Raw genomic sequence first — 18,983 nt, 5'->3', positions numbered from 1 at the left:
CGGCCCGCCTTCCGCCGGGTGCCCCCGGGAATGACCACATAAGGTGGAAAAGTGCACACCGAGGACATTCTCGCGGCCAACGGAGTCGGCCTGTGGCGCTGGGACAACACGGCCGGCGTCATCACACTGGACGCCGCCGCCGCCCGGCTGCTGGGCCTGCCCGCCGAGGAGACCGTCCTGACCGAGGGCGCCCTGCGCTCCCGCTTCCACGCACTCGACTACGCCGAACTGGCCAACGTCGCCGCCCTCGCCATCGCCGAGGGCACGATCGCGGAGGCGCTGCAGCGGGTGGTGGCGCCGGACGGCACCGTCCTGCGGATCGTGCGCAACCGGCTGGCCCTGGCCGGGCAGACCCTGATGGGAACGGAGCCGGGCCAGTCCTTCGTGCTGTACGGCCTGCTGACCGAGGCACCCTGGCCGGCCGGCCCCGGCGGGACCGGCCGGGACGTCGCGGAGATCCCCCTGGAGACGTATCCGGTGGAGATCACCTCCGAGCGGCCGCCGGGCGCGGCCACCCCCGCGGTGCGGTCCCCCGCCACCCAGATCCCGGCCGCCGCCGAGTGGCGGCACTCGCGCGAGGCGTTCCTGCTGGACGTGGGGAAGGCGCTGGCCGAGGCCCAGACCACGCAGGAGGTGCTGCGGGTGGTGGCCCAGATGTCGCTGCCCGGCCTCGCTCCCTCCTCCCTGGTCATCTACGGCGTCAAGGGCGACCGGCTGACCCCGATCGGCTACTACGGGCCGGACGTGGGCCGGCAGCAGGCCTTCGGCGAGACGACGCTGGAGAGCGACTACCCCGGCAGCGTGGCCGTCCGCACCGGCCGGGCCGTCTACCTGTCCTCACCCGACGACTACCGCCGCCGCTTTCCCGCCGTCTGGCACCTGGTCGAGGGCTACGGCCGCCGGGCCTGGGCCTATCTGCCGCTGATCGTGGGCGGCCGGACGATCGGCGCCTGGCTGCTCGCCTTCGACACCCCCGTCGCGTTCACCCCCGACGAGCGACACCTGCTGGTGTCGGTGGCGCGGATGCTGGCGCAGGCCCTGTCGCGGGTGTACGTACAGGAGTCCAAGCGGGAGCTGGCCGACAGCCTCCAGCGCACCATGCGGCCCGCCCACCGCACCGCCGTCCCGGGCATGACGGTGGTCAGCCGGTACCTGCCGGTCGGCGGCGGCCTCCAGGTCGGGGGCGACTGGTACGACGTGATCCCGCTGCCGTCCGGCCGCACCGCACTGGTGATCGGCGACGTGCAGGGGCACGACGTACGCGCCGCGGGGGTCATGACGCAACTGCGGATCGCGCTGCGCGCCTACGCCGCGGAGGGGCACCGGCCCGACGCGGTGCTCACCCGCGCCAACCGCTTCCTGGCCGGGATGGAGACCGGCGACCTGCCCGAGCCCGGCAGCGGCCACGAGGGGGCGGACGCCGCCGACGACCACCGCTTCGCCACCTGCCTGTACGTGGAGGCCGATCCGGACGGCGCGCTCGACATCGCCCGCGCGGGCCACCCCGACCCGGCGATCCGCCTGGCCGACGGCGCGGTGCTGACCTGCTCGGTGACGGCCGGGCCGCCGCTGGGGATCGTCATGGACGCCGACTACCCCATCACCCGGGTGGTGCTGGGCCGGGGCGAGACGCTGCTGATGTGCACCGACGGGCTCATCGAGGCCGGCGGCCTGGACTACGACGCCGGATGGGAGCGGCTGCGCAAGGTCCTGGGGCAGTACGGAGGACCGCCGGAGGACCTCGCCGACACGCTGATCCGCGCGATGCAGGGTGCTCCGGCCCGCCACATGACCGGCACCGGGCACGGCATGGAACCGCGCGCGGGCGGGCGCGAGGACGACATCGCGCTGCTGCTGCTGAGCCGCGAGGGCGGCGCCCCCGAGGCGCGACCGCGGCCCCTGGTGCGCCGTCTGGTGATGTCGGTGTCCCAGTCCGAGCAGGTACGGATCGCCGACGCCCGCCACCAGCTGCGCGAGCTGCTGTTCGACTGGGCGGTGGAGGACCAGGTGGAGGGCGCCGTCCTGCTGCTGTCGGAGCTGCTGACCAACGCCCTGGTCCACACCGAGTGGGACGCCACGCTCTCCGCCGAGCTGGAGGGCGAGCCCGGCTCGCGGCGGCTGCGCGTGGAGGTCGCGGACTCCAGCGACGAGCTGCCCCACATGCGCCACCCAGGCGAGCTGGCCTCCCGCGGACGCGGTCTGCTGCTGCTGGAGATGCTGGCGCACTCGTGGGGGGTGGAGCCCCGGGGCGCGGGGAAGAGCATCTGGTTCGAGCTCCACGAGGCGGACGAGGCGGACGAGGCCGCGGCCGCGTGAGGGCGCGGCCGCGGCCTCGTCAGTTGGCGTCGGCCGGGATCGCCCCCAGCCGCCCCGCCTTGAAGTCGTCGAACGCCTGGACCAGTTCGGCGTGGCTGTTCATCACGAACGGGCCGTAGTGGGCCATCGGCTCACGGATCGGCAGGCCGCCGAGCAGGACCACCTCGAAGTTCGCGCTGCGGGAGTCCTGCTCCTCGGCGGCGCGGACGGTGAGCGCGCCGCCGTCGCCGAAGACGACCGACTGGCCCATGCCGAAGGGCCGCCTCTCCGCGCCCGCGGAGCCCTGGCCCGCGAGGCCGTACGCGAGGGCGTTGAAGTCCGGCCGCCAGGGGAGCGTGATCTCGGCGCCGGGGCTGACCGATGCGTGGATCATCGTGATCGGGGTGTGCGTGACGCCCGGGCCCTGGTGGCCGTCCAGCTCCCCGGCGATGACGCGCAGGAGCGCGCCGCCGTCGCCCGACGCCAGCAGCCTGACGCTGCCGCCGCGGATGTCCTGGTACCGGGGATCGGTCATCTTGTCCCTGGCCGGCAGGTTGACCCACAGCTGCAGGCCGTGGAAGAGGCCGCCGGAGACGACCAGTTCCTCGGGCGGGGTCTCGATGTGCAGGAGGCCGGAGCCCGCGGTCATCCACTGGGTGTCGCCGTCGGCGATGGTGCCGCCGCCGCCGTGGGAGTCCCGGTGGACGAACGTGCCGTCGATGATGTAGGTGACGGTCTCGAAGCCCCGGTGCGGGTGCCAGGGGGTCCCCTTCGGCTCGCCGGCCTCGTAGTCCACCTCGCCCATCTGGTCCATCATGATGAACGGGTCCAGGTACCTGTAGTCGATCCCGGCGAACGCCCGGCGCACCGGGAAGCCCTCGCCCTCGAAGCCGGAGGGAGCCGTGGCCACGTGCAGGACGCGGCGGGGGCGGGTGTCCGCGGGAGCGGTGACACGGGGGAGTACGAGCGGGTTCTCAGCGGTGATCGCCGGCATCTGGACCTCCTCGGGAAGCCTGGGAGGTCCAGAGTATTTCAACGTTCAACAGAACGCCAGGATCGCGGGACGCGGGCGGTGTGACCTTCCACTCCCCGCGCGCCCCCGGGTGCCGCCGGCGGCACCCGGGCCGCGCCGCGGAAGGCTCAGCCGTACATCCGGCGCATCGCGAAGTCGACCATCTCCTCGACCGCCTTGGCGTCGAAGACGATCCGGTGGTCGCCCTCCATGTCCAGCACGAAGCCGTAGCCCGACGGCAGCAGGTCGAGCACCTCCGCGCCGGTGATCACGAAGTACTTCGACTCCTTGCCCGCGTAGGCGCGCAGCTCCTTGAGCGTGGTGAACATCGGGATCACCGGCTGCTGGGTGTTGTGCAGCGCCAGGAAGCCCGGGGTGTCGCCGCGCGGGCAGTACACCTTCGACGTGGCGAAGACCGCCTGGAAGTCCTCGGGGGTCATCACCCCGGTGGTGAAGGCCCGTACGGCCTCGGCCAGCGACGGCGGCGACGGCTCCGGGTAGAGCGGCTGCTGCTGGCCGTAGCCGGCCTGCGGCGGCGGCTGCTGCCCGTAGTGCTGTCCGGCGTGCTGCCCGGCGTGCGCGCCGTGCCCGGGGTGGCCGGGGTGCCCCGGATGGCCGGCGTGGCCGCCGTGACCGGCGTGCTGCCCCGCGTGCCCCGCGTTTCCGGTCTGGTCGTAGCCGTACATGGGCGCAAGCGTACCGATTCCGGGGCCCGCTCCCGCCCCTCGGTGGGCCGTTCCCGGCCGGGAGCCCCGGGGCCGGGGGAGGCGGCCCGGCGCCGGGGAGTTCCGTCACAGTCGCGCGGATCGGGTTGCTTCTTATTACCGGCGGGTAGCATGATGAGAGCTACTTTCTGGTACGCGTAGGGAGGAGTCTCCTCCCCCTATCCACTACGGAGCCGTCGCCATGGGGCACTACAAGTCGAATCTCCGCGACATCGAGTTCAACCTCTTCGAGGTACTCGGCCGCGACACGGTGTACGGCACCGGCCCGTTCGCGGAGATGGACGTCGAGACCGCCAAGAGCGTGCTGGCCGAGGTCGCCCGCCTGTCGGAGAACGAGCTGGCCGCCTCCTACGAGGACGCCGACCGCAACCCGCCGGTGTTCGACCCCGAGACCAACACCGCGCCGGTCCCCGAGTCCTTCAAGAAGAGCTACCAGGCGTACATGGACGCCGAGTGGTGGCGGCTGGGCATCCCGGAGGAGATCGGCGGCACCACCGTTCCGCGCTCCCTGCTGTGGGCCTTCGCCGAGACCATCCTCGGCTCCAACCCGGCCGTGTGGATGTACGCGTCCGGCCCCGCCTTCGCCGGCGTCCTCCACGAGGAGGGCACCGAGGAGCAGAAGAACATAGCCAGGCTGATGGCCGAGAAGCAGTGGGGCTCCACCATGGTCCTCACCGAGCCCGACGCGGGCTCGGACGTGGGCGCCGGCCGCACCAGGGCGATCAGGCAGGAGGACGGCTCCTGGCACATCGAGGGCGTCAAGCGCTTCATCACCTCCGGTGAGCACGACATGTCCGAGAACATCGTGCACTTCGTCCTCGCCCGCCCCGAGGGCCACGGCCCGGGCACCAAGGGCCTGTCGCTGTTCATCGTGCCCAAGTACGACTTCGACTGGTCCACCGGCGAGCTCGGCGAGCGCAACGGCGTCTACGCCACCAACGTCGAGCACAAGATGGGCCTGAAGGCCTCCAACACCTGCGAGATGACCTTCGGCGCCAACCACCCGGCCAAGGGCTGGCTGATGGGCGAGAAGCACGACGGCATCCGCCAGATGTTCAAGATCATCGAGTTCGCGCGGATGATGGTCGGCACGAAGGCCATCGCCACCCTGTCCACCGGCTACCTCAACGCGCTGGGGTACGCCAAGGAGCGCGTCCAGGGCGCCGACCTGGCCCAGTTCACGGACAAGACCGCCCCGCGCGTCACCATCACCCACCACCCCGACGTGCGCCGCTCGCTGATGACGCAGAAGGCGTACGCCGAGGGCATGCGCTCGCTGGTGCTCTACACCGCCGCCGTCCAGGACGAGGTCCTGGCCAAGGAGGCCGCCGGCGAGGACGCCTCCGCCGCCAAGCGCCTGAACGACCTGCTGCTGCCGATCGTCAAGGGCTACGGCTCGGAGAAGTCCTACGAGCAGCTCGCCCAGTCGCTGCAGACCTTCGGCGGCTCCGGCTACCTGCAGGAGTACCCGGTCGAGCAGTACATCCGGGACGCCAAGATCGACACCCTCTACGAGGGCACCACCGCGATCCAGGGCCAGGACTACTTCTTCCGCAAGATCGTCCGCGACCAGGGCCAGGCGCTGACCGCCCTGTCCGAGGAGATCAAGAAGTTCCTGGCCGAGGCCGCCGGCGGCGAGGACCTGGCCGGCGCCCGCGACCAGCTCGCCAAGGCGGCGGGCGACCTGGAGGCCATCGTCGGCACCATGCTGACCGACCTGGCCGCCACCGAGAAGGACGTCAAGTCCATCTACAAGGTCGGCCTGAACACCACCCGCCTGCTGATGGCCTCCGGCGACGTCGTCGTCGGCTACCTGCTCCTCAAGGGCGCCGCCGTGGCCGCCGACAAGCTGCCGGGCGCCTCCGCCAAGGACAGGGCGTTCTACGAGGGCAAGATCGCCGCCGCGAAGTTCTTCGCCGCGAACATCCTGCCGGGCGTCGGCGTCGAGCGTCAGATCGCCGAGGCCACCGACCTGTCGGTGATGGAGCTGGACGAGGCCGCCTTCTGAGCGGGTCCCGGCCGGATCCGTGAGCGGCGGGCCGGCCGGGCCTCCCGGCCGGCCCGCCGCTCCGCACGGCACCCGGCGTCCGCCCGCCCTCGGGGGCGGGCGGACGCCGGGCGGGCGGTGGCCCCGTTCCCAGGTCAGGGGGGAGCGGGGCCACCGCCGTTCGTATGCTGGGACGCATGAGCACTTCCCGCCGCTTCGACCGTGGCCACACCGACGACCTGGCCTCCTTCCTCACGGCCTCGCCCACCCCGTACCACGCGGTCGCGACCGCCGCCGAGCGGCTGGAGAAGGCGGGCTTCCGGCGGCTGGCCGAGACGGACGCGTGGGACGGCGACAGCGGCGGCAGGTACGTGCTGCGCGGCGGCGCGATCATCGCCTGGTACGTGCCCGGGGGCGCCGTGCCCGCCACCCCCTTCCGGATCGTCGGCGCCCACACCGACTCCCCGAACCTGCGCGTCAAGCCCGTGCCGGACACCGGCGCGGCCGGCTGGCGGCAGATCGCCGTCGAGATCTACGGCGGCACCCTGCTCAACACCTGGCTCGACCGCGATCTGGGCCTGGCCGGACGGCTGGTGCTGCGCGACGGCTCCACCCGCCTGGTGAACGCCGACCGCCCGCTGCTGCGCGTCCCCCAGCTCGCCATCCACCTCGACCGGCAGGCCAACGAGGGCCTGAAGCTGGACCGGCAGCGCCACATGACGCCGGTCTGGGGCCTGGGCGAGCCGCGCGAGGGCGATCTGGTGGAGTTCCTCGCCGCCGAGGCCGGCCTGGAGGCCGCCGACATCGCCGGCTGGGACCTGATGGTCCACAGCGTCGAGCCGCCCGCCTACCTGGGCCGCGACCGCGAACTGCTCGCCGGGCCGCGCATGGACAACCTGCTGTCCGTCCACGCAGGGACCGCCGCCCTGATCGCGGCCGCCGAGGCGGGGGACCTGCCGTACGTCCCGGTGCTGGCCGCCTTCGACCACGAGGAGAACGGCAGCCAGTCCGACACCGGCGCCGACGGCCCGCTGCTGGGCAACGTGCTGGAGCGCTCCGTCCTCGCCCGCGGCGGAGGCCCCGAGGACCGCGCGCGGGCGTACGCGGGCACCGTCTGCCTCTCCTCCGACACCGGCCACGCCGTGCACCCCAACTACCCCGAGCGCCACGAGCCGGGCCACCACCCGATGCCCAACGGCGGCCCGATCCTCAAGGTCAACGTCAACCAGCGCTACGCCACCGACGGCACCGGCCGCGCCGTCTTCGCCGCCGCCTGCGAGCGGGCCGGGGTGCCGTGGCAGTCGTTCGTCTCCAACAACGCCGTCCCCTGCGGCACGACGATCGGCCCCATCACCGCCGCGCGGCACGGCATCGCCACCGTGGACATCGGCGTGGCGATCCTGTCGATGCACTCCGCCCGCGAACTGTGCGGCGCCGACGACCCGTTCCTGCTGGCGAACGCCCTGACGGCCTTTCTGGAGGCCTGACGGGAGCGCCCGGGCGGGGCGGACCACGAGGGGCTGCGCACGGTGCCCCGAATGCAAGTCCCGCCCAGGGGTACCCGGTTGGTTGAACGAGCCCTCAACCAGCCGGACGGAGGCGGTTTTTCATGGGCATGGCACTGACCATCGTACTGATCGCGGTGGGCGCGATCCTGACCTTCGGGGTGAGCTGGGAGCTCTCCGGGGTCAACCTCGATGTGATCGGCCTGATCCTCATGGCCGTCGGCTTCATCGGGCTGGCGTCCTACGTGGCCATCTTCAAGCGCCGCCGTGTGCAGCCGCCGAGCCCCGCGGCCCCGGTCATCGAGGAGAACCACCGCCACCAGTGGCGCGCCTGACCGGCCGGGGTGCGCTCCGCGCCACGGGAGGAGAGACGATTCCGGCCACCCGGACGCGGCCGGGCCGCCCGGGAAGGCGCCGGGCCGCGGCGGCGCGAGCGCGCCCGAGGCGGGCGCTGAGCGCCCGCCGGACCGCCGCAGCGCGGTGGTGCCGGGCTTCCGGCGGGCGGAACCCGCAGCTCCGGGACTGCCGCACCGCACCGGAGGCCCGCATGGGTCGGTTCCTCGCCACCGCACGGCGTCTGAGGCCCGTTAGCGTCTCTTTCCGGCCCCGCCCGCGCAGGAACAATGCCGCCATGGGCAACGGACTTCTCACCGACAAGACGATCCTCATCACCGGAGCGAGCAGCGGCATCGGCGCCGCGGCCGCGAACGTCTTCAGCCAGGAAGGCGCGGCCGTGGTCCTGGTAGCGCGCCGGGAGAGACGGTTGGCGGCCATCGTGGCCGAACTCAGAGACAAGGGAGCCGAGGCTTCCTACGTGGTGGGCGACATGACGCTCGCCGCGGACGCGGCACGGGCGGTGGACTTCGCCGTGACCGAGTACGGACGGCTGGACGCGGCCTTCAACAACGCCGGGATCGGTGGTGACCGCACCCCGTTACACCTGATGCCGGACGACGTCTACGACGCCATCATGGGTGTCAACGTGCGCGGCCTGTGGAACTGCCTGCGTCAGGAGATAGCCGCGATGCTGCCGCGCGGTGGCGGGGCGATCGTCAACAACAGCAGCGTGGCCGGCCTGGTGGCCGTTCCCGCCGCCGCCCCCTACATCGCCTCCAAGCACGCGGTCATCGGCCTCACCAGGGCGGCGGCGGACGAGTACGCGCGGCATGGCGTCAGGGTGAACGCGGTGGCCCCCGGCACCACCCGCAGCGAGATCACCGCCGACTGGTTCTCCCGCAATCCCGGCATGGAGGAACTGGCGCACGCCGTGACCCCGCAGGGGCGTACCGCGGAGCCGGAGGAGATCGCGGCCGCCGCGGCCTGGCTGCTCAGCGACCGCTGTCCCTTCCTGACCGGGGCGGTGGTGCCGGTGGACGGCGGCTTCGTCAACCGCTGACCGTGGACGACGCCCGTGGACGGCGTTCCCGGGCAGCGCTCCGGCAACGCCGTCCACACGGCCGATCCGCACGGCTACGCGCGTAACCCCGTCAGCCGGGCCCGGAACACCGCGCGTCCGCCCTGATGGCCCGTGACGCCGATCGTGAACCGGCCGGCCGGGACCGCCGGACGTACCTCGGCCTCGATCCAGCACGGCTCGCCGAACTCCACGTACCGCGTGTAGCGGATGGCGACGTCGGTGAGTTCGACGGACTCGGGGTGGACGGCGGCGTGCGCCGCCTGCTGGGCCGCCTCCAGCAGGACCAGGCCGGGCACGTGGTCGACCGGGTGGTCGAAGAGCAGCGGGTTGGACACGTCGTTGCGCAGCCGCCACCGGCAGCCGCCGCCACCGTCCGCCAGGAGTACGTCGTCCGGGCTCACCCTGCCGACCAGCCGGGGCGCGACGGGGACCGGCAGGTGCCAGCGCCCCCAGTCGGCGGGCGTGTGCTGTCCGCGCACCCGGCGGTAGGCCGCCGGAGAGATCCAGCCGAATTCCGTGTCGGCCAGGCAGATGTCGGCACCGTCGCGCCGGACGCGGAATGCCATGGTGAGGCGCGTGGCGCTTCCGGGAGCCCGGGTGACCGTCACCACGGCCTCGAACTCCCCGCCCTCGTCTGCCCGGAGCCCGGACTCCATCGTGATGTTCAGGGTGTGCAGCAGTGTGTGGTGGCCCGTGGGAACCCCGTACGCGGCATGCGCCACGAAGAGCCCGCACTGGCGGATGACCTGTGCCAGGAGCCGGGGATCGTACCCGCCGGTCCCTCTGCCGGCGGGTCTGCGCACGCCGAGCACGAAGGTGTCCCGGCCGGCCGCGCGCCAGTCCTTTATGAGGATCGTCGCGCTGTGCCTGAGATGCGTGTACTCGCCCAATTCGGCCGGTGAGCAGAGCTCGGGAAGACCGGGAGAGACTGGGAGTGCGTCGATGGACATGAGACTCCTTCCGGACAGATGACTGACGGTGGTGCCCGCTCCCGCGCCTCACGTTGATAACCTACAGATGGTTCTGTTTTTTGACTGGTTCACCGTGCGGCTACCGCGGGAGCAGGTGGAGAGGTTGTCGGAGGTTAGGATGGCGAGACAGGAGCGCGCTATTCGCACTCGCAACCGCATCCTGGAAGCGATGGCCAGCCTTTTCAACGAGGTCGGCTACGACGCCGCGACCGTCGCGGCGCTGGTGGAGCGAGCCGGACTGACCAGAGGGGCGCTTTACTTCCACTTCGCGTCGAAAGAGGACATCGCGCGGGCCGTGCTGGACGAGGCGGTGACCCGGCAGGGGCTGCGGCCGCAGCCCTTCAAGGTGCAGGAGTGGGTGGATCTGGGGCTGCTGCTGGCCTACCGCGTACCCCGGGAGCCGGTGCTGCGCGCGGCCATACGCCTGTCCGTCGACCCCAAGGCACGCCGGCTGTTCGGCACCCGCTGGCCGGACTGGGTGACAGTCGGCCGGGAGTTGCTCGTCGAGGCGAAGGAGCGGGGCGAGCTGCTCCCGCACGCCGATCCGGCGGCGGTCTCACGCGCGGTCGTGGGCTCGTGGACCGGGGTGCAGCTGGTGACGGAGGCGCTGGGGGACGGGCTGGAGCTAACCGGGGAGATCTCGATGCTGTACCAGCTGGTGCTGCCCAACATCGTCACGCCCGCGGTGCTCGCCAGGGTCGACTCGTCCCCCTACCGGGCCGAGCGACTGTTGCGCGAGGAGAACCCCGAGGCCGTCGACACGCAGTGAACGGCTCGGGGCGTGGCGGGCTTCCACGCTGGACGTCATACCAGGAATTCTCACTTGCACACCCCCCGTGATGCAGTGACCCGAAACGACGGCGCGTTGGGGCCGTCGGCCAGCGGCACGCTCCGGCGCAGCCGATGGAGCCCCCGAAGGAGGGGCTGCCGCTGTCGAGGAGAAGAGTACTTGTATGGCGTTCGGTTTTCCAGTGTCTCGACGTCGGCAAAAAGTCGCTTTTGTGAGGCATGAGCATTCCAGCTCCGAGCAAATATGCCCGACTTAAGCGCTTTAGTTGGTACTAATGGCGATTGTCGGGCTGTACAAATAACAGGACGTGTGTTCTTTTAATGGAGTCAGAGCGTGCGAAGGGGGAGTGATGACAGTGCACGCTGCGCCACTGGCTCCTGCTGGACCCGAGCGGCATCGCGCACACAGCGGCACTCCGCGCGCCGAGCCGGCCGCCGGGACGAGGATGATCCGCGTGCTGGTCGTCGGGGACAGGGCCGAGGTGGCCGATACGTGGGTGCGGGAGCTGCGCAGGCAGGGGTACACCGCGAACAGCGTGGACACCGGCGCCAAGGCCCTGAACACCCATCAGCACGCCGACTTCGTCCTGCTCGACCTCGACCTGCCCGACGTCGACGGCCTGGAGGTCTGCCGGTCGATCAGGAAGCACGGCGACAAGCCGATCATCGCCGTCACCACCCGCGACACCGAACTGGACCGCGTCCTGGCCTTACAGGCCGGCTCGGACGACTGCGTCGTCACCTCGTGCGGCTGGCGGGAGATCCTGGCCCGTATCGAGGCGGTACTGCGCCGGACGCATCCGCGGCCGAAGCCTGCCCAGATCATTTCCGTCGGCCCGCTGCGCATCGACGGAAGAACCCACGAGGTGAGCCTGCGCGGAAATCCGGTGAACGTCACGGCCAAGGAATTCCAGCTGCTGCGCGTGCTGGCCGAGAACGCGGAGGACGTCGTCTCCCGCAAGGAACTGATGTCCCGCGTGTGGGGCACCAGCTGGATGGATTCCAGCCGCACCATCGACACCCATGTGCGCAGCTTACGGGCCAAGCTCGGATCGAATAACTGGGTCATCACCGTACGCGGCGTCGGATACCGCATGGGCCACGGTTAGGAAACGACCCGGCGGAGAACCGCAACGACGCGGGGCGGCCGGGGCCACGGCGAGGGCGGCGGCAGACGGCACGGTTCCGGCCGCCCCCCACCCGCGGTGCGGTGGAGGGCGGCCGGAACCGTCGTCGGTGTGAGGCCGTGCGGTCGGCGTCAGGCGGCCTCGGCCTGCTGGAACAGGCCGCTCAGCCCCACCGGATCCTGCCCGAGGCCGCTCGGCTTCAGCCAGTCGAAGGCCTGGTAGACGGCCGAGCCCAGCCCCATCGCCTCGGCGACCTGCTCGCGCAGCCGGTTCGAGGCGAAGGCGCCGATGACGTTCATCTGGGCGTCCCGGTAGAGACGCGCCACCTCGTGGCCCTCGGTCACCCCGCTGGCCCCGTGGATCTGCACGGCCCGCGCGGTGACCTCGACCGCCATCTCCGTGGCGTAGATCTTCAGCATGGCGATCAGGGTCCGGGCCGAACGGCCCGCCGCGCGCTCCGTCGCCGCCCGCCGGGCCAGCAGGCGAGCGGCGTCGATCTGGGCGCGCGACTCGGCGATCTGCGCCTGGACCCCTTCCATGTGCGCCAGGGGCCGTCCGAACGAGACGCGGTCCCGGGCGTGCCGTACCGAGGCCGCCAGCGCCGATTCGGCGATGGCGACGGCCGCGACGGAGACCAGCAGCCAGCCCCAGGTCATGCCCTCGGAGAGCTCGTCCAGGGGGACGGGCACGACATCGGTCTCCGCGACCTGGACGTCGGTGAGGACCAGGCCGCCCCAGGGCATGCCGCGCAGCCCCATGCGCGGGATCTCGTACCGGTGGACGCCGGGTTGCCGCAGGTCCACGAACGCCAGGCACCAGTCGGGACCGTCGTCGCCGGGCCCCTTCTCCCGCCGGGCCAGGGTGACGGCGAGATCGGCGTCGGGCGCGTTGGTGATCCGGGATTTCTCCCCGTTGACGACGAAGCCGCCGCCGGGCGGCCCTGCGCGGCGCACGGTCGTGCGGTAGGTGCCCGCGTCGCTGCCCGCACTCGTCTCCACCACCGCGAAGGCGGCCAGGAGGCGTCCGGAGAGCAGGCCGTCCAGCAGCCGCGCGTGTGTGTCGTGATCGCCGTAGGTGGAGATCAGGTTGGCGCACAGCAGCGCGGACACGGTGGCCGACCAGTAGGTGCTGGGACAGGCCCGGGCCAGCGCCTCCATAGCCGCCACCTGGGCGGGGCCGTCGGCACCCGTGCCGCCGATCTTCCGCGGGTGGAACAGCCTCAGGTATCCGCTGTCCGCGATCTCCTTCCAGTTCTGTGCCGGTATGCGGGCCGCCGCGTCGGTGTCGGCGGCCCGCCCGGCGATGCCGGGGAAACTCGGTGCGGCGTCGGTGCCGCTTCGCTGGACGTTCATGTCGGTAGCTGCTCCTTCGTGTCGGTAGCCGCTCCTTCGGGCCGGCCGGGACCCGAAGTGCCCGGGCCCCGAGGGGGCCGGGTAAGGGGAGGCCGGGAGCCGGGACCCGCCCGGCGGGCGGGCCGGTCGAAGCGCCGGGCCCGGCCAGGGGCTCAGCCCAGTTCCAGCTCGGACGCCGCGATCACCGGCCGCAGCACCTCGTCGCCGCCGCCCACCGTGGCCAGGAACAGCGCGTCCCGGTGGGCTCGTCCGATCAGGCCGTCGCCACCGGTGAGGAGCCCGGCAGGAGCCAGGCCGGCCGCACCCTCGACCACCGTCCGGGCGGCCCTGGCCGTGAAGAGACGGGCGCTCGCCGCGTCCCGCTGCGAGGGCCGCCCGCCGCCGTCGAACTGCTCGGCGGCCCGGTGGAGCAGTACGGCGGCCAGCTCGCACCGTGTGGCCATGTCCGCCAGGGTGAGGCGCGCGGACTGGCCATGGGACAGCGGTCGGCCGAAGAGGCGGTGCTCCCGGGCGTGGTCCACGGCGTCCCGGGTCAGCGCACGCATCACCCCCAGCCAGGGAGCGCTGCAGAACACCCAGTCCAGCGCGGCGAGCAGGGGTTCCACCTCGGTCGCGGCGCCGCGTGGGGTACCGAGGACGGCGTCGTCCGGGACGTGGCAGTCGTCCAGCGTCAGCCGGCCCCAGGGACAGGTGCGCATCGCCTCGGACCGGGTCTCCGTCACCCGCACTCCGGCCGTGGCGCGGTCCACCACGAACGCGGTACGGCCGCCACCGCCGAGTTCGTCGGCGACGATCAGGAAGTGGTGGGCCTGCGGCGCGCCCGCAACCAGCTCGAGTTCGCCGTTGAGCACCCGGCCGTCCGCCGCGGAGCGGACGGTGACCGCGGGAGCGAGGGCGGCACCCTGCGTCTGGTGCAGGGAGAGGGCGCCCCGCCACTGGCCGGAGGCCATCCGGGGCAGATAACGCTGCTGCTGCCGCGCGGTGCCGAAGACGCGCAGCGGCACGGTGGCGAGGACCGCGTGCACGGCCGTCGCGAGGGCGAGACCCGGATCGCGGGCCCCCTCGCCGAGGCCCTGGAGCAGGGCACACGTCTGGACGGCGGACAGGCCTCCGCCGCCCAGGTGGCGCGGTACGAGAGGACCGGCGAGGCCGGGCCCGGTACGGGCGCCGGCCAGCTCGGCGAAGAGGGCCGGGTCCCACTGACGGGCCCGGTCGCGGTCGGCGGTGGTGGGACGGGCGACACGGTCGGCGAATTCCCGGGCTTTTTCGGCCAGCGACGGCTCCGAGCCGGGTTCTCCAGGAGAATGCGGAAACACCATGGTATCCCTTCTCTGCCCTTGTCCAGGGGTTCCGTGTACGGCCGGACGGAAACACGGAACGAAATGTTCGGGTGGTACCACGTTAGTCATCCGGGAGCTTACCGGGGTGTTCCGTCGGGTGATTTTTCGCGAGCCCCCTCAAGAATTGCCGGAGATTTCCCTTCATAACATTCCGACACAGTGCTTGACGTACCTCTGACATGGGATCCGTTGTTTCCTCACACGGACCCCTTTCAAAATGTTCACCTATCCGCACCGCATCACCTCCGTTCGTGGAGCGGAAAGGAGAGCGCAATGGAAACTGCACAGCACGAGGGCGGTCCCGGGCAGGGAACGCCGCGTCTGTCGGACGCCACGCTCCGGGACTCCGCGCACATGGCGGGTGTCGAGTTCGGCCCCAAAGACGCCGCCGCCATCGCCCGCCTGCTGGTCAGGACCGGTATCGAGCTGGTCGAGGTCGGAATGGTCTCCGGCCCGAACTCGAAGGACGCCGATCTCGTCCTGGCCACCCATGAGGCCGTCGGTCCCGAACGCAGCATGACGCTCGTGGTCGTACGTGACCGCCAGCAGGTCGCCAAGGCGCTCGACGAGGCCGAGCGGCTGGGTGTGCGCCACATCATGTACTCCATCCCCACCTCCGAGCAGCACGCCGGACTCAAGCTGGGCTCGCCCAGCCCCAAGTTCCTTCAGGCACTGGCCCGTTCGGCGATCTCACAGGCCAAGGAGCGCGGCTTCCACGTCACCTTCAGCGGCGAGGACGGCGCCCGCACCCCCAGGGAGCGGCTCGTCCCGTACGTCACCGCCGGCTTCGAGGCCGGGGCCGACCGGTTCCGCCTCGCGGAGACCGTGGCGTACCTCTCGCCCTGGCAGATGGAGCGGGTGATCTCCGACCTCACCGCGATCGACGGCTCCGAGATCGAGATCCACTCGCACAACATGCTGGGCATGGCCGTCGCCAACTCGCTCGCCGCCGTCCGCGCCGGCGCGCAGTGGGTCTCGGTCACCGTCGGCGGCATCGGCGAGCGCGGCGGCAACGCCCCGCTGGCGGAGCTGCTCACCGCCCTGCGCGTCATCCACGGCGACACCCGCTTCGACCTGAGGCACCTCACGGAGCTGTCGCGGATCGCCCTGAAGGGGGCCGGTCTCGGCGACGCCTTCCAGTCCGGGCCGACCACGCCGCACGCCTTCGCCTACGAACTGCCGGGCCAGCTCACCCACCCGGAGGCGTACGAGACGCTGCCCGCCGAACTCGTCGGCAACCAGCGCGAGCTGCGTGTCCGCACCCGCCTGACGCCCAGCCTGGTCACATGGGCGCTGAGCGGATCCGGAATCCCCGTCGACCCCGACGCCCTCACGCCATGGCTGATCGAGCGGCAGAAACGCGACGGCCGTCCGCTGCTCGACCGGGACGCCATCCGCAAGGCCGCCGTCGACTTCCAGGCCGCATGACCCCGTCTTCCACCGGGTCGCCGGCGTCCTCAGCGCCTTCCCCGTCCCACCCACATCACCGATCCCACCCACACCACCCACCTCACCCCCACCGGGAGTCGTCCATGTCCACCGCCGCCCTTGCCGGTTCCTGCCCCGAGTGCGAGACCGACCTGACCGTGCCGCCGATGGTCCACGGCGAGACCCTGTCCTGCCCCGAGTGCATGCTCACCCTCCGTGTCGAGGACGTGCGCGACGGCGTGCTCACCCTCCAGATGGTCGAGGTGCAGCTGCGCGACTGGGGCCAGTGAGCGACAACCCGCGGAGGAGACGATCCATGGGTACCACCATCGCCATCGTCGCGGACCGGATCAGCTGGGAGGAGCGCCGGCTGATCCAGGTCGCGCCCGAGGCCGGTCTGACCGTCGAGTGGGTCAACGACGAATCACTGTGCCTCGGCGACGCGGACCCCGCGTCGCTGTCCGGGTACGACGCCGTCCTCGTCCGGAGCCGCAGTTACACCCGGGGCGGCCTGGTCGCCACGCTGGCCGAGGCGTCCGGCATCCGCACCGTCAACTCCGCCGCGGCCATCCGGGCCTGTGAGAACAAGCTCGAGCTGCGCACCGTCCTGCGCCGGGCCGGCGTCCCGGCCGCGCCCTTCCGGCTCGTGCTGTCCCGCCGGGACTTCGAGCGGGCGCTGGAGGACATGCCGCCGCCCGTGGTGCTCAAGCCCGTCTTCGGCGGCATGGGCAAGCGGGTCACCCTGATCCGGGACGCCGACACGGCCCAGTCCGTCTACGACTACGTCGAGGACCTCGGGCACGGCTTCGAGCAGGCCGCGCTGGTGGAGCCGTACCTGGACGGAGGCGCCTCCGTCCGGTGCTTCGTCGTCGGCCGCGAGCTGGTCGCCACCGCGCGGTTCGCGAGCGCCGGCGGGGACTGGCGCAGCAACGCGGCACTCGGCAATCAGAGCCGGGCCCTGGACCACGACCCCGCCATCACCAAGATCGTCGACGGTGTGGTGGACGCGCTCGGCGCCGGCATCTACGGCATCGACCTGTTCGAGACCCCCGAGGGGCACGTCGTCAACGAGGTCAACCACGCCCCCGCGTTCAAGGCGGTAGCCGAGGCGACCGGGGCGGACATCCCGCGGGCCATCACCCGCCACCTGCAGGAGGCACTCACGTGATCCGGGTAGGAGTCGTCGGCGCCTCCGGGCTGGCCGGCGGCGAACTCATCAGACTGATCACCCAGCATCCCGACCTGGAGCTGACCTTCCTCGGCGGCTCCTCCAACATCGGCAGGCGCCCGGCCCAGCTGCACCCGGGCCTCCGCCTCGACCTGGGCCTGACCGTGCAGCCGGTCACCACGGACATCGCCGACCGGGTCGACGTCGTCCTGCTGGCGACCCCGGCACCGGTCTCGGCGGAACTGGCCGCGCTGCTCGCGGACCGGGTTCCCGTCGTGATCGACCTCAGCGGCGCATTCCGCATCCGCACACCGGAACTGCACGACCGCTGGTACCCCGGGGTGAAGCGGCGCGACGACCTCGTGGACCGCTTCGTGTACGGGGTGCCGGAACTGGTCGGCGACCAGATGGCGGACGCCTCGCTGATCTCGCTGCCGGGCTGCTACGCCACCTCGATCACCCTGGCGCTCGCCCCCCTGACCCTCGGACTGGGTCTGAACCTGAAGACCGTGGTGGTGGACGGCAAGAGCGGCTCCAGCGGCGGCGGCCTGCAGTTGCGCACCGCGGACCTGCACCCGCTGCGCAACGGCGCCATCGCACCGTACGCGCCCGTGGGCCATCGGCACGCCGCGGAGGTCGGCGACTTCCTGGACCGCGGCAAGCCGGGCACCGTCGGGCACCTGTCGATGTCCGCCTACGGCGTCTCGCACGTCCGCGGCCTGCTCACCAGTTCCTACGTCTTCACCGACGAGGACATCGACCAGCGCGAACTCCAGCGCGCGTACCTGCGGTTCTACAAGGAGCACCGGTTCGTGCGGGTCAGGCGGCACACGGAGACCCTGATCCCGGTGCCCGACCCGCAGGCCGTGCTCGGTTCCAACTTCTGCGACGTGACGGTCCTGCGGGACGAGGACGACCGGGCCGGCGGCCGGATCGTCGTCCTGGCCGCCCTGGACAACCTCGTCAAGGGCGCCGCGGGCCAGGCCGTGCAGGCCGTGAACAAGCGCTTCGGCCTGCCCGAGGAGACGGGTCTGGCGATGCAGCCGGTGATGCCGGCATGAGCGGACCCTCCCGTGAGCGGATTCCCACCGTCGTGAAACTGGGCGGCAGCTGCCTCGACGATCTGGCCGAGTCCTGGTGGGACGACCTGGCCCGGCACGGGCGGGAACACCCGCTGGTGCTCGTGCACGGCTGGTCCAGACCCCTCAGAGAGCTGAACCCCCGCTACCGCGACCCCTCGGCGATCCTGCGTGACCGGTACGGCAACCAGAGCAGGTGGACCACTCCCGAGGTCATCGCGGACATCAGGACCGTCAGCGCACGGCTGGGCGAGGAGGTCATCGGCCGGCTGGAGCGGTACGGCATCACCGCGGAGCGGCTCCTCGGCAGCGACGGCCTGGTCCACGCCGGCGAGGGCGAGCGCTGGTGGTGGCGGAACAAGCAGCTGGTCGAACTGGAGAACCTGGTCGGCCCGATCACCGCCGTGGACCCCTCACGGCTGAAGAACCTCCAGCCCGGTCACGCCTGCCTGGTGACCCCGCTGGCCCGCGACGCCGAGGGCCGGGAGGTGAACACCGACGCCGACCGGGCGGCGGCCGCCCTGGCCGCCGCCACCGGTGCCACCGACCTCGTCCTCGTCACCGACGTCGCCCATCTGCTGATCGACGGCGAGCCGGTGTCCCGGATCGGCGCACGGGCCGCGGCCGAGTTCCGCGACAAGGGCGCCACCGGCGGCATGCGCAAGAAGCTGCGCGCGGCCGGCGAGGCCCTCGACGGCGGAGTGGACCGGGTCGTCATCGGCAGCGCACCGGTCACCGACCTGCTCGCCGGCCGTACAGGAACCGTCATCACCCGTACGTGAGGAGTC

The 18,983-nt window shown here is 71.8% G+C and carries 17 protein-coding genes; 12 read left to right on the top strand and 5 right to left on the bottom strand.

From position 1 onward, the window contains the following. Positions 1 to 51 precede the first annotated feature (51 nt). Entirely contained in the window at positions 52 to 2,316 is a 2,265-nt protein-coding gene (locus ACLIYP_RS03025; protein ID WP_412711574.1) for a SpoIIE family protein phosphatase, read from the top strand. A 19-nt stretch (positions 2,317 to 2,335) separates the two neighbouring features. Here ACLIYP_RS03025 and ACLIYP_RS03020 read toward each other — a convergent pair whose 3' ends face one another. Both ACLIYP_RS03020 and ACLIYP_RS03015 read right to left on the bottom strand, forming a co-directional pair. Further along, a complete protein-coding gene (locus ACLIYP_RS03020; protein ID WP_412711573.1) occupies positions 2,336 to 3,289 on the bottom strand; it encodes a pirin family protein in 954 nt (317 codons plus the stop codon). Positions 3,290 to 3,435: 146 nt separating this feature from the next. Continuing rightward, a complete protein-coding gene (locus tag ACLIYP_RS03015) occupies positions 3,436 to 3,993 on the bottom strand; it encodes an SseB family protein (protein WP_412711572.1) in 558 nt (185 codons plus the stop codon). A 220-nt stretch (positions 3,994 to 4,213) separates the two neighbouring features. On the opposite strand from ACLIYP_RS03015, the gene ACLIYP_RS03010 reads away from it, so the two are divergent. The 4 genes from ACLIYP_RS03010 (at position 4,214) to ACLIYP_RS02995 (ending at position 8,920) form a co-directional block, all read left to right on the top strand. Continuing rightward, positions 4,214 to 6,040: an acyl-CoA dehydrogenase gene (locus tag ACLIYP_RS03010; protein ID WP_412711571.1), complete on the top strand. Its 1,827-nt coding sequence runs from the start codon at positions 4,214 to 4,216 to the stop codon at positions 6,038 to 6,040. A gap of 176 nt (positions 6,041 to 6,216) precedes the next feature. Beyond that, the gene (locus tag ACLIYP_RS03005; RefSeq protein ID WP_412711570.1) at positions 6,217 to 7,506 is read left to right on the top strand and encodes a M18 family aminopeptidase; all 1,290 of its coding nucleotides are present in this window, start codon (positions 6,217 to 6,219) and stop codon (positions 7,504 to 7,506) included. Positions 7,507 to 7,628: 122 nt separating this feature from the next. Continuing rightward, positions 7,629 to 7,859, top strand: coding sequence for a DUF6458 family protein (locus tag ACLIYP_RS03000; RefSeq protein ID WP_412711569.1), 231 nt, complete (start codon positions 7,629 to 7,631; stop codon positions 7,857 to 7,859). 296 nt (positions 7,860 to 8,155) lie between these two features. Then, positions 8,156 to 8,920, top strand: coding sequence for a glucose 1-dehydrogenase (locus ACLIYP_RS02995; protein ID WP_412711568.1), 765 nt, complete (start codon positions 8,156 to 8,158; stop codon positions 8,918 to 8,920). A gap of 74 nt (positions 8,921 to 8,994) precedes the next feature. Here ACLIYP_RS02995 and ACLIYP_RS02990 read toward each other — a convergent pair whose 3' ends face one another. Then, positions 8,995 to 9,891, bottom strand: coding sequence for a ScbA/BarX family gamma-butyrolactone biosynthesis protein (locus tag ACLIYP_RS02990; protein WP_412711567.1), 897 nt, complete (start codon positions 9,889 to 9,891; stop codon positions 8,995 to 8,997). Positions 9,892 to 10,081: 190 nt separating this feature from the next. On the opposite strand from ACLIYP_RS02990, the gene ACLIYP_RS02985 reads away from it, so the two are divergent. Both ACLIYP_RS02985 and ACLIYP_RS02980 read left to right on the top strand, forming a co-directional pair. Further along, positions 10,082 to 10,681, top strand: coding sequence for a ScbR family autoregulator-binding transcription factor (locus ACLIYP_RS02985; RefSeq protein WP_412711566.1), 600 nt, complete (start codon positions 10,082 to 10,084; stop codon positions 10,679 to 10,681). Between the two features lie 370 nt (positions 10,682 to 11,051). Next, on the top strand, positions 11,052 to 11,810 hold the full coding sequence (locus ACLIYP_RS02980) for a response regulator transcription factor (RefSeq protein ID WP_412711565.1): 759 nt from the start codon (positions 11,052 to 11,054) through the stop codon (positions 11,808 to 11,810). Between the two features lie 149 nt (positions 11,811 to 11,959). On the opposite strand, the gene ACLIYP_RS02975 is transcribed toward ACLIYP_RS02980, so the two are convergent. Then, positions 11,960 to 13,180 (bottom strand): acyl-CoA dehydrogenase family protein, encoded by a 1,221-nt coding sequence (locus tag ACLIYP_RS02975; protein WP_412711564.1) that lies wholly within the window; start codon positions 13,178 to 13,180, stop codon positions 11,960 to 11,962. A gap of 152 nt (positions 13,181 to 13,332) precedes the next feature. Further along, on the bottom strand, positions 13,333 to 14,499 hold the full coding sequence (locus ACLIYP_RS02970; RefSeq protein ID WP_412711563.1) for an acyl-CoA dehydrogenase family protein: 1,167 nt from the start codon (positions 14,497 to 14,499) through the stop codon (positions 13,333 to 13,335). A 294-nt stretch (positions 14,500 to 14,793) separates the two neighbouring features. On the opposite strand from ACLIYP_RS02970, the gene ACLIYP_RS02965 reads away from it, so the two are divergent. From ACLIYP_RS02965 to ACLIYP_RS02945, 5 genes are all read left to right on the top strand, one after another. Then, positions 14,794 to 15,948, top strand: coding sequence for an isopropylmalate synthase (locus ACLIYP_RS02965; protein WP_412711562.1), 1,155 nt, complete (start codon positions 14,794 to 14,796; stop codon positions 15,946 to 15,948). 104 nt (positions 15,949 to 16,052) lie between these two features. Next, entirely contained in the window at positions 16,053 to 16,238 is a 186-nt protein-coding gene (locus ACLIYP_RS02960) for a lysine biosynthesis protein LysW (protein WP_093850969.1), read from the top strand. Between the two features lie 26 nt (positions 16,239 to 16,264). Further along, positions 16,265 to 17,116: an ATP-grasp domain-containing protein gene (locus ACLIYP_RS02955; protein WP_412711561.1), complete on the top strand. Its 852-nt coding sequence runs from the start codon at positions 16,265 to 16,267 to the stop codon at positions 17,114 to 17,116. Further along, positions 17,113 to 18,177, top strand: a complete 1,065-nt coding sequence (argC, locus tag ACLIYP_RS02950) for an N-acetyl-gamma-glutamyl-phosphate reductase (RefSeq protein WP_412711560.1) — start codon at positions 17,113 to 17,115, stop codon at positions 18,175 to 18,177. Before ACLIYP_RS02955 ends, argC begins: the two co-directional genes overlap by 4 nt. Continuing rightward, entirely contained in the window at positions 18,174 to 18,977 is an 804-nt protein-coding gene (locus tag ACLIYP_RS02945) for an amino acid kinase family protein (protein ID WP_412711559.1), read from the top strand. Before argC ends, ACLIYP_RS02945 begins: the two co-directional genes overlap by 4 nt. Positions 18,978 to 18,983: the final 6 nt, after the last annotated feature.

This window comes from Streptomyces nanhaiensis, from assembly GCF_046614825.1.
GTDB lineage: Bacteria > Actinomycetota > Actinomycetes > Streptomycetales > Streptomycetaceae > Streptomyces > Streptomyces radiopugnans.
The sequence above is the reverse complement of the archived record's forward strand: the minus strand, read 5'-3'. Positions and strand labels throughout refer to the sequence as shown.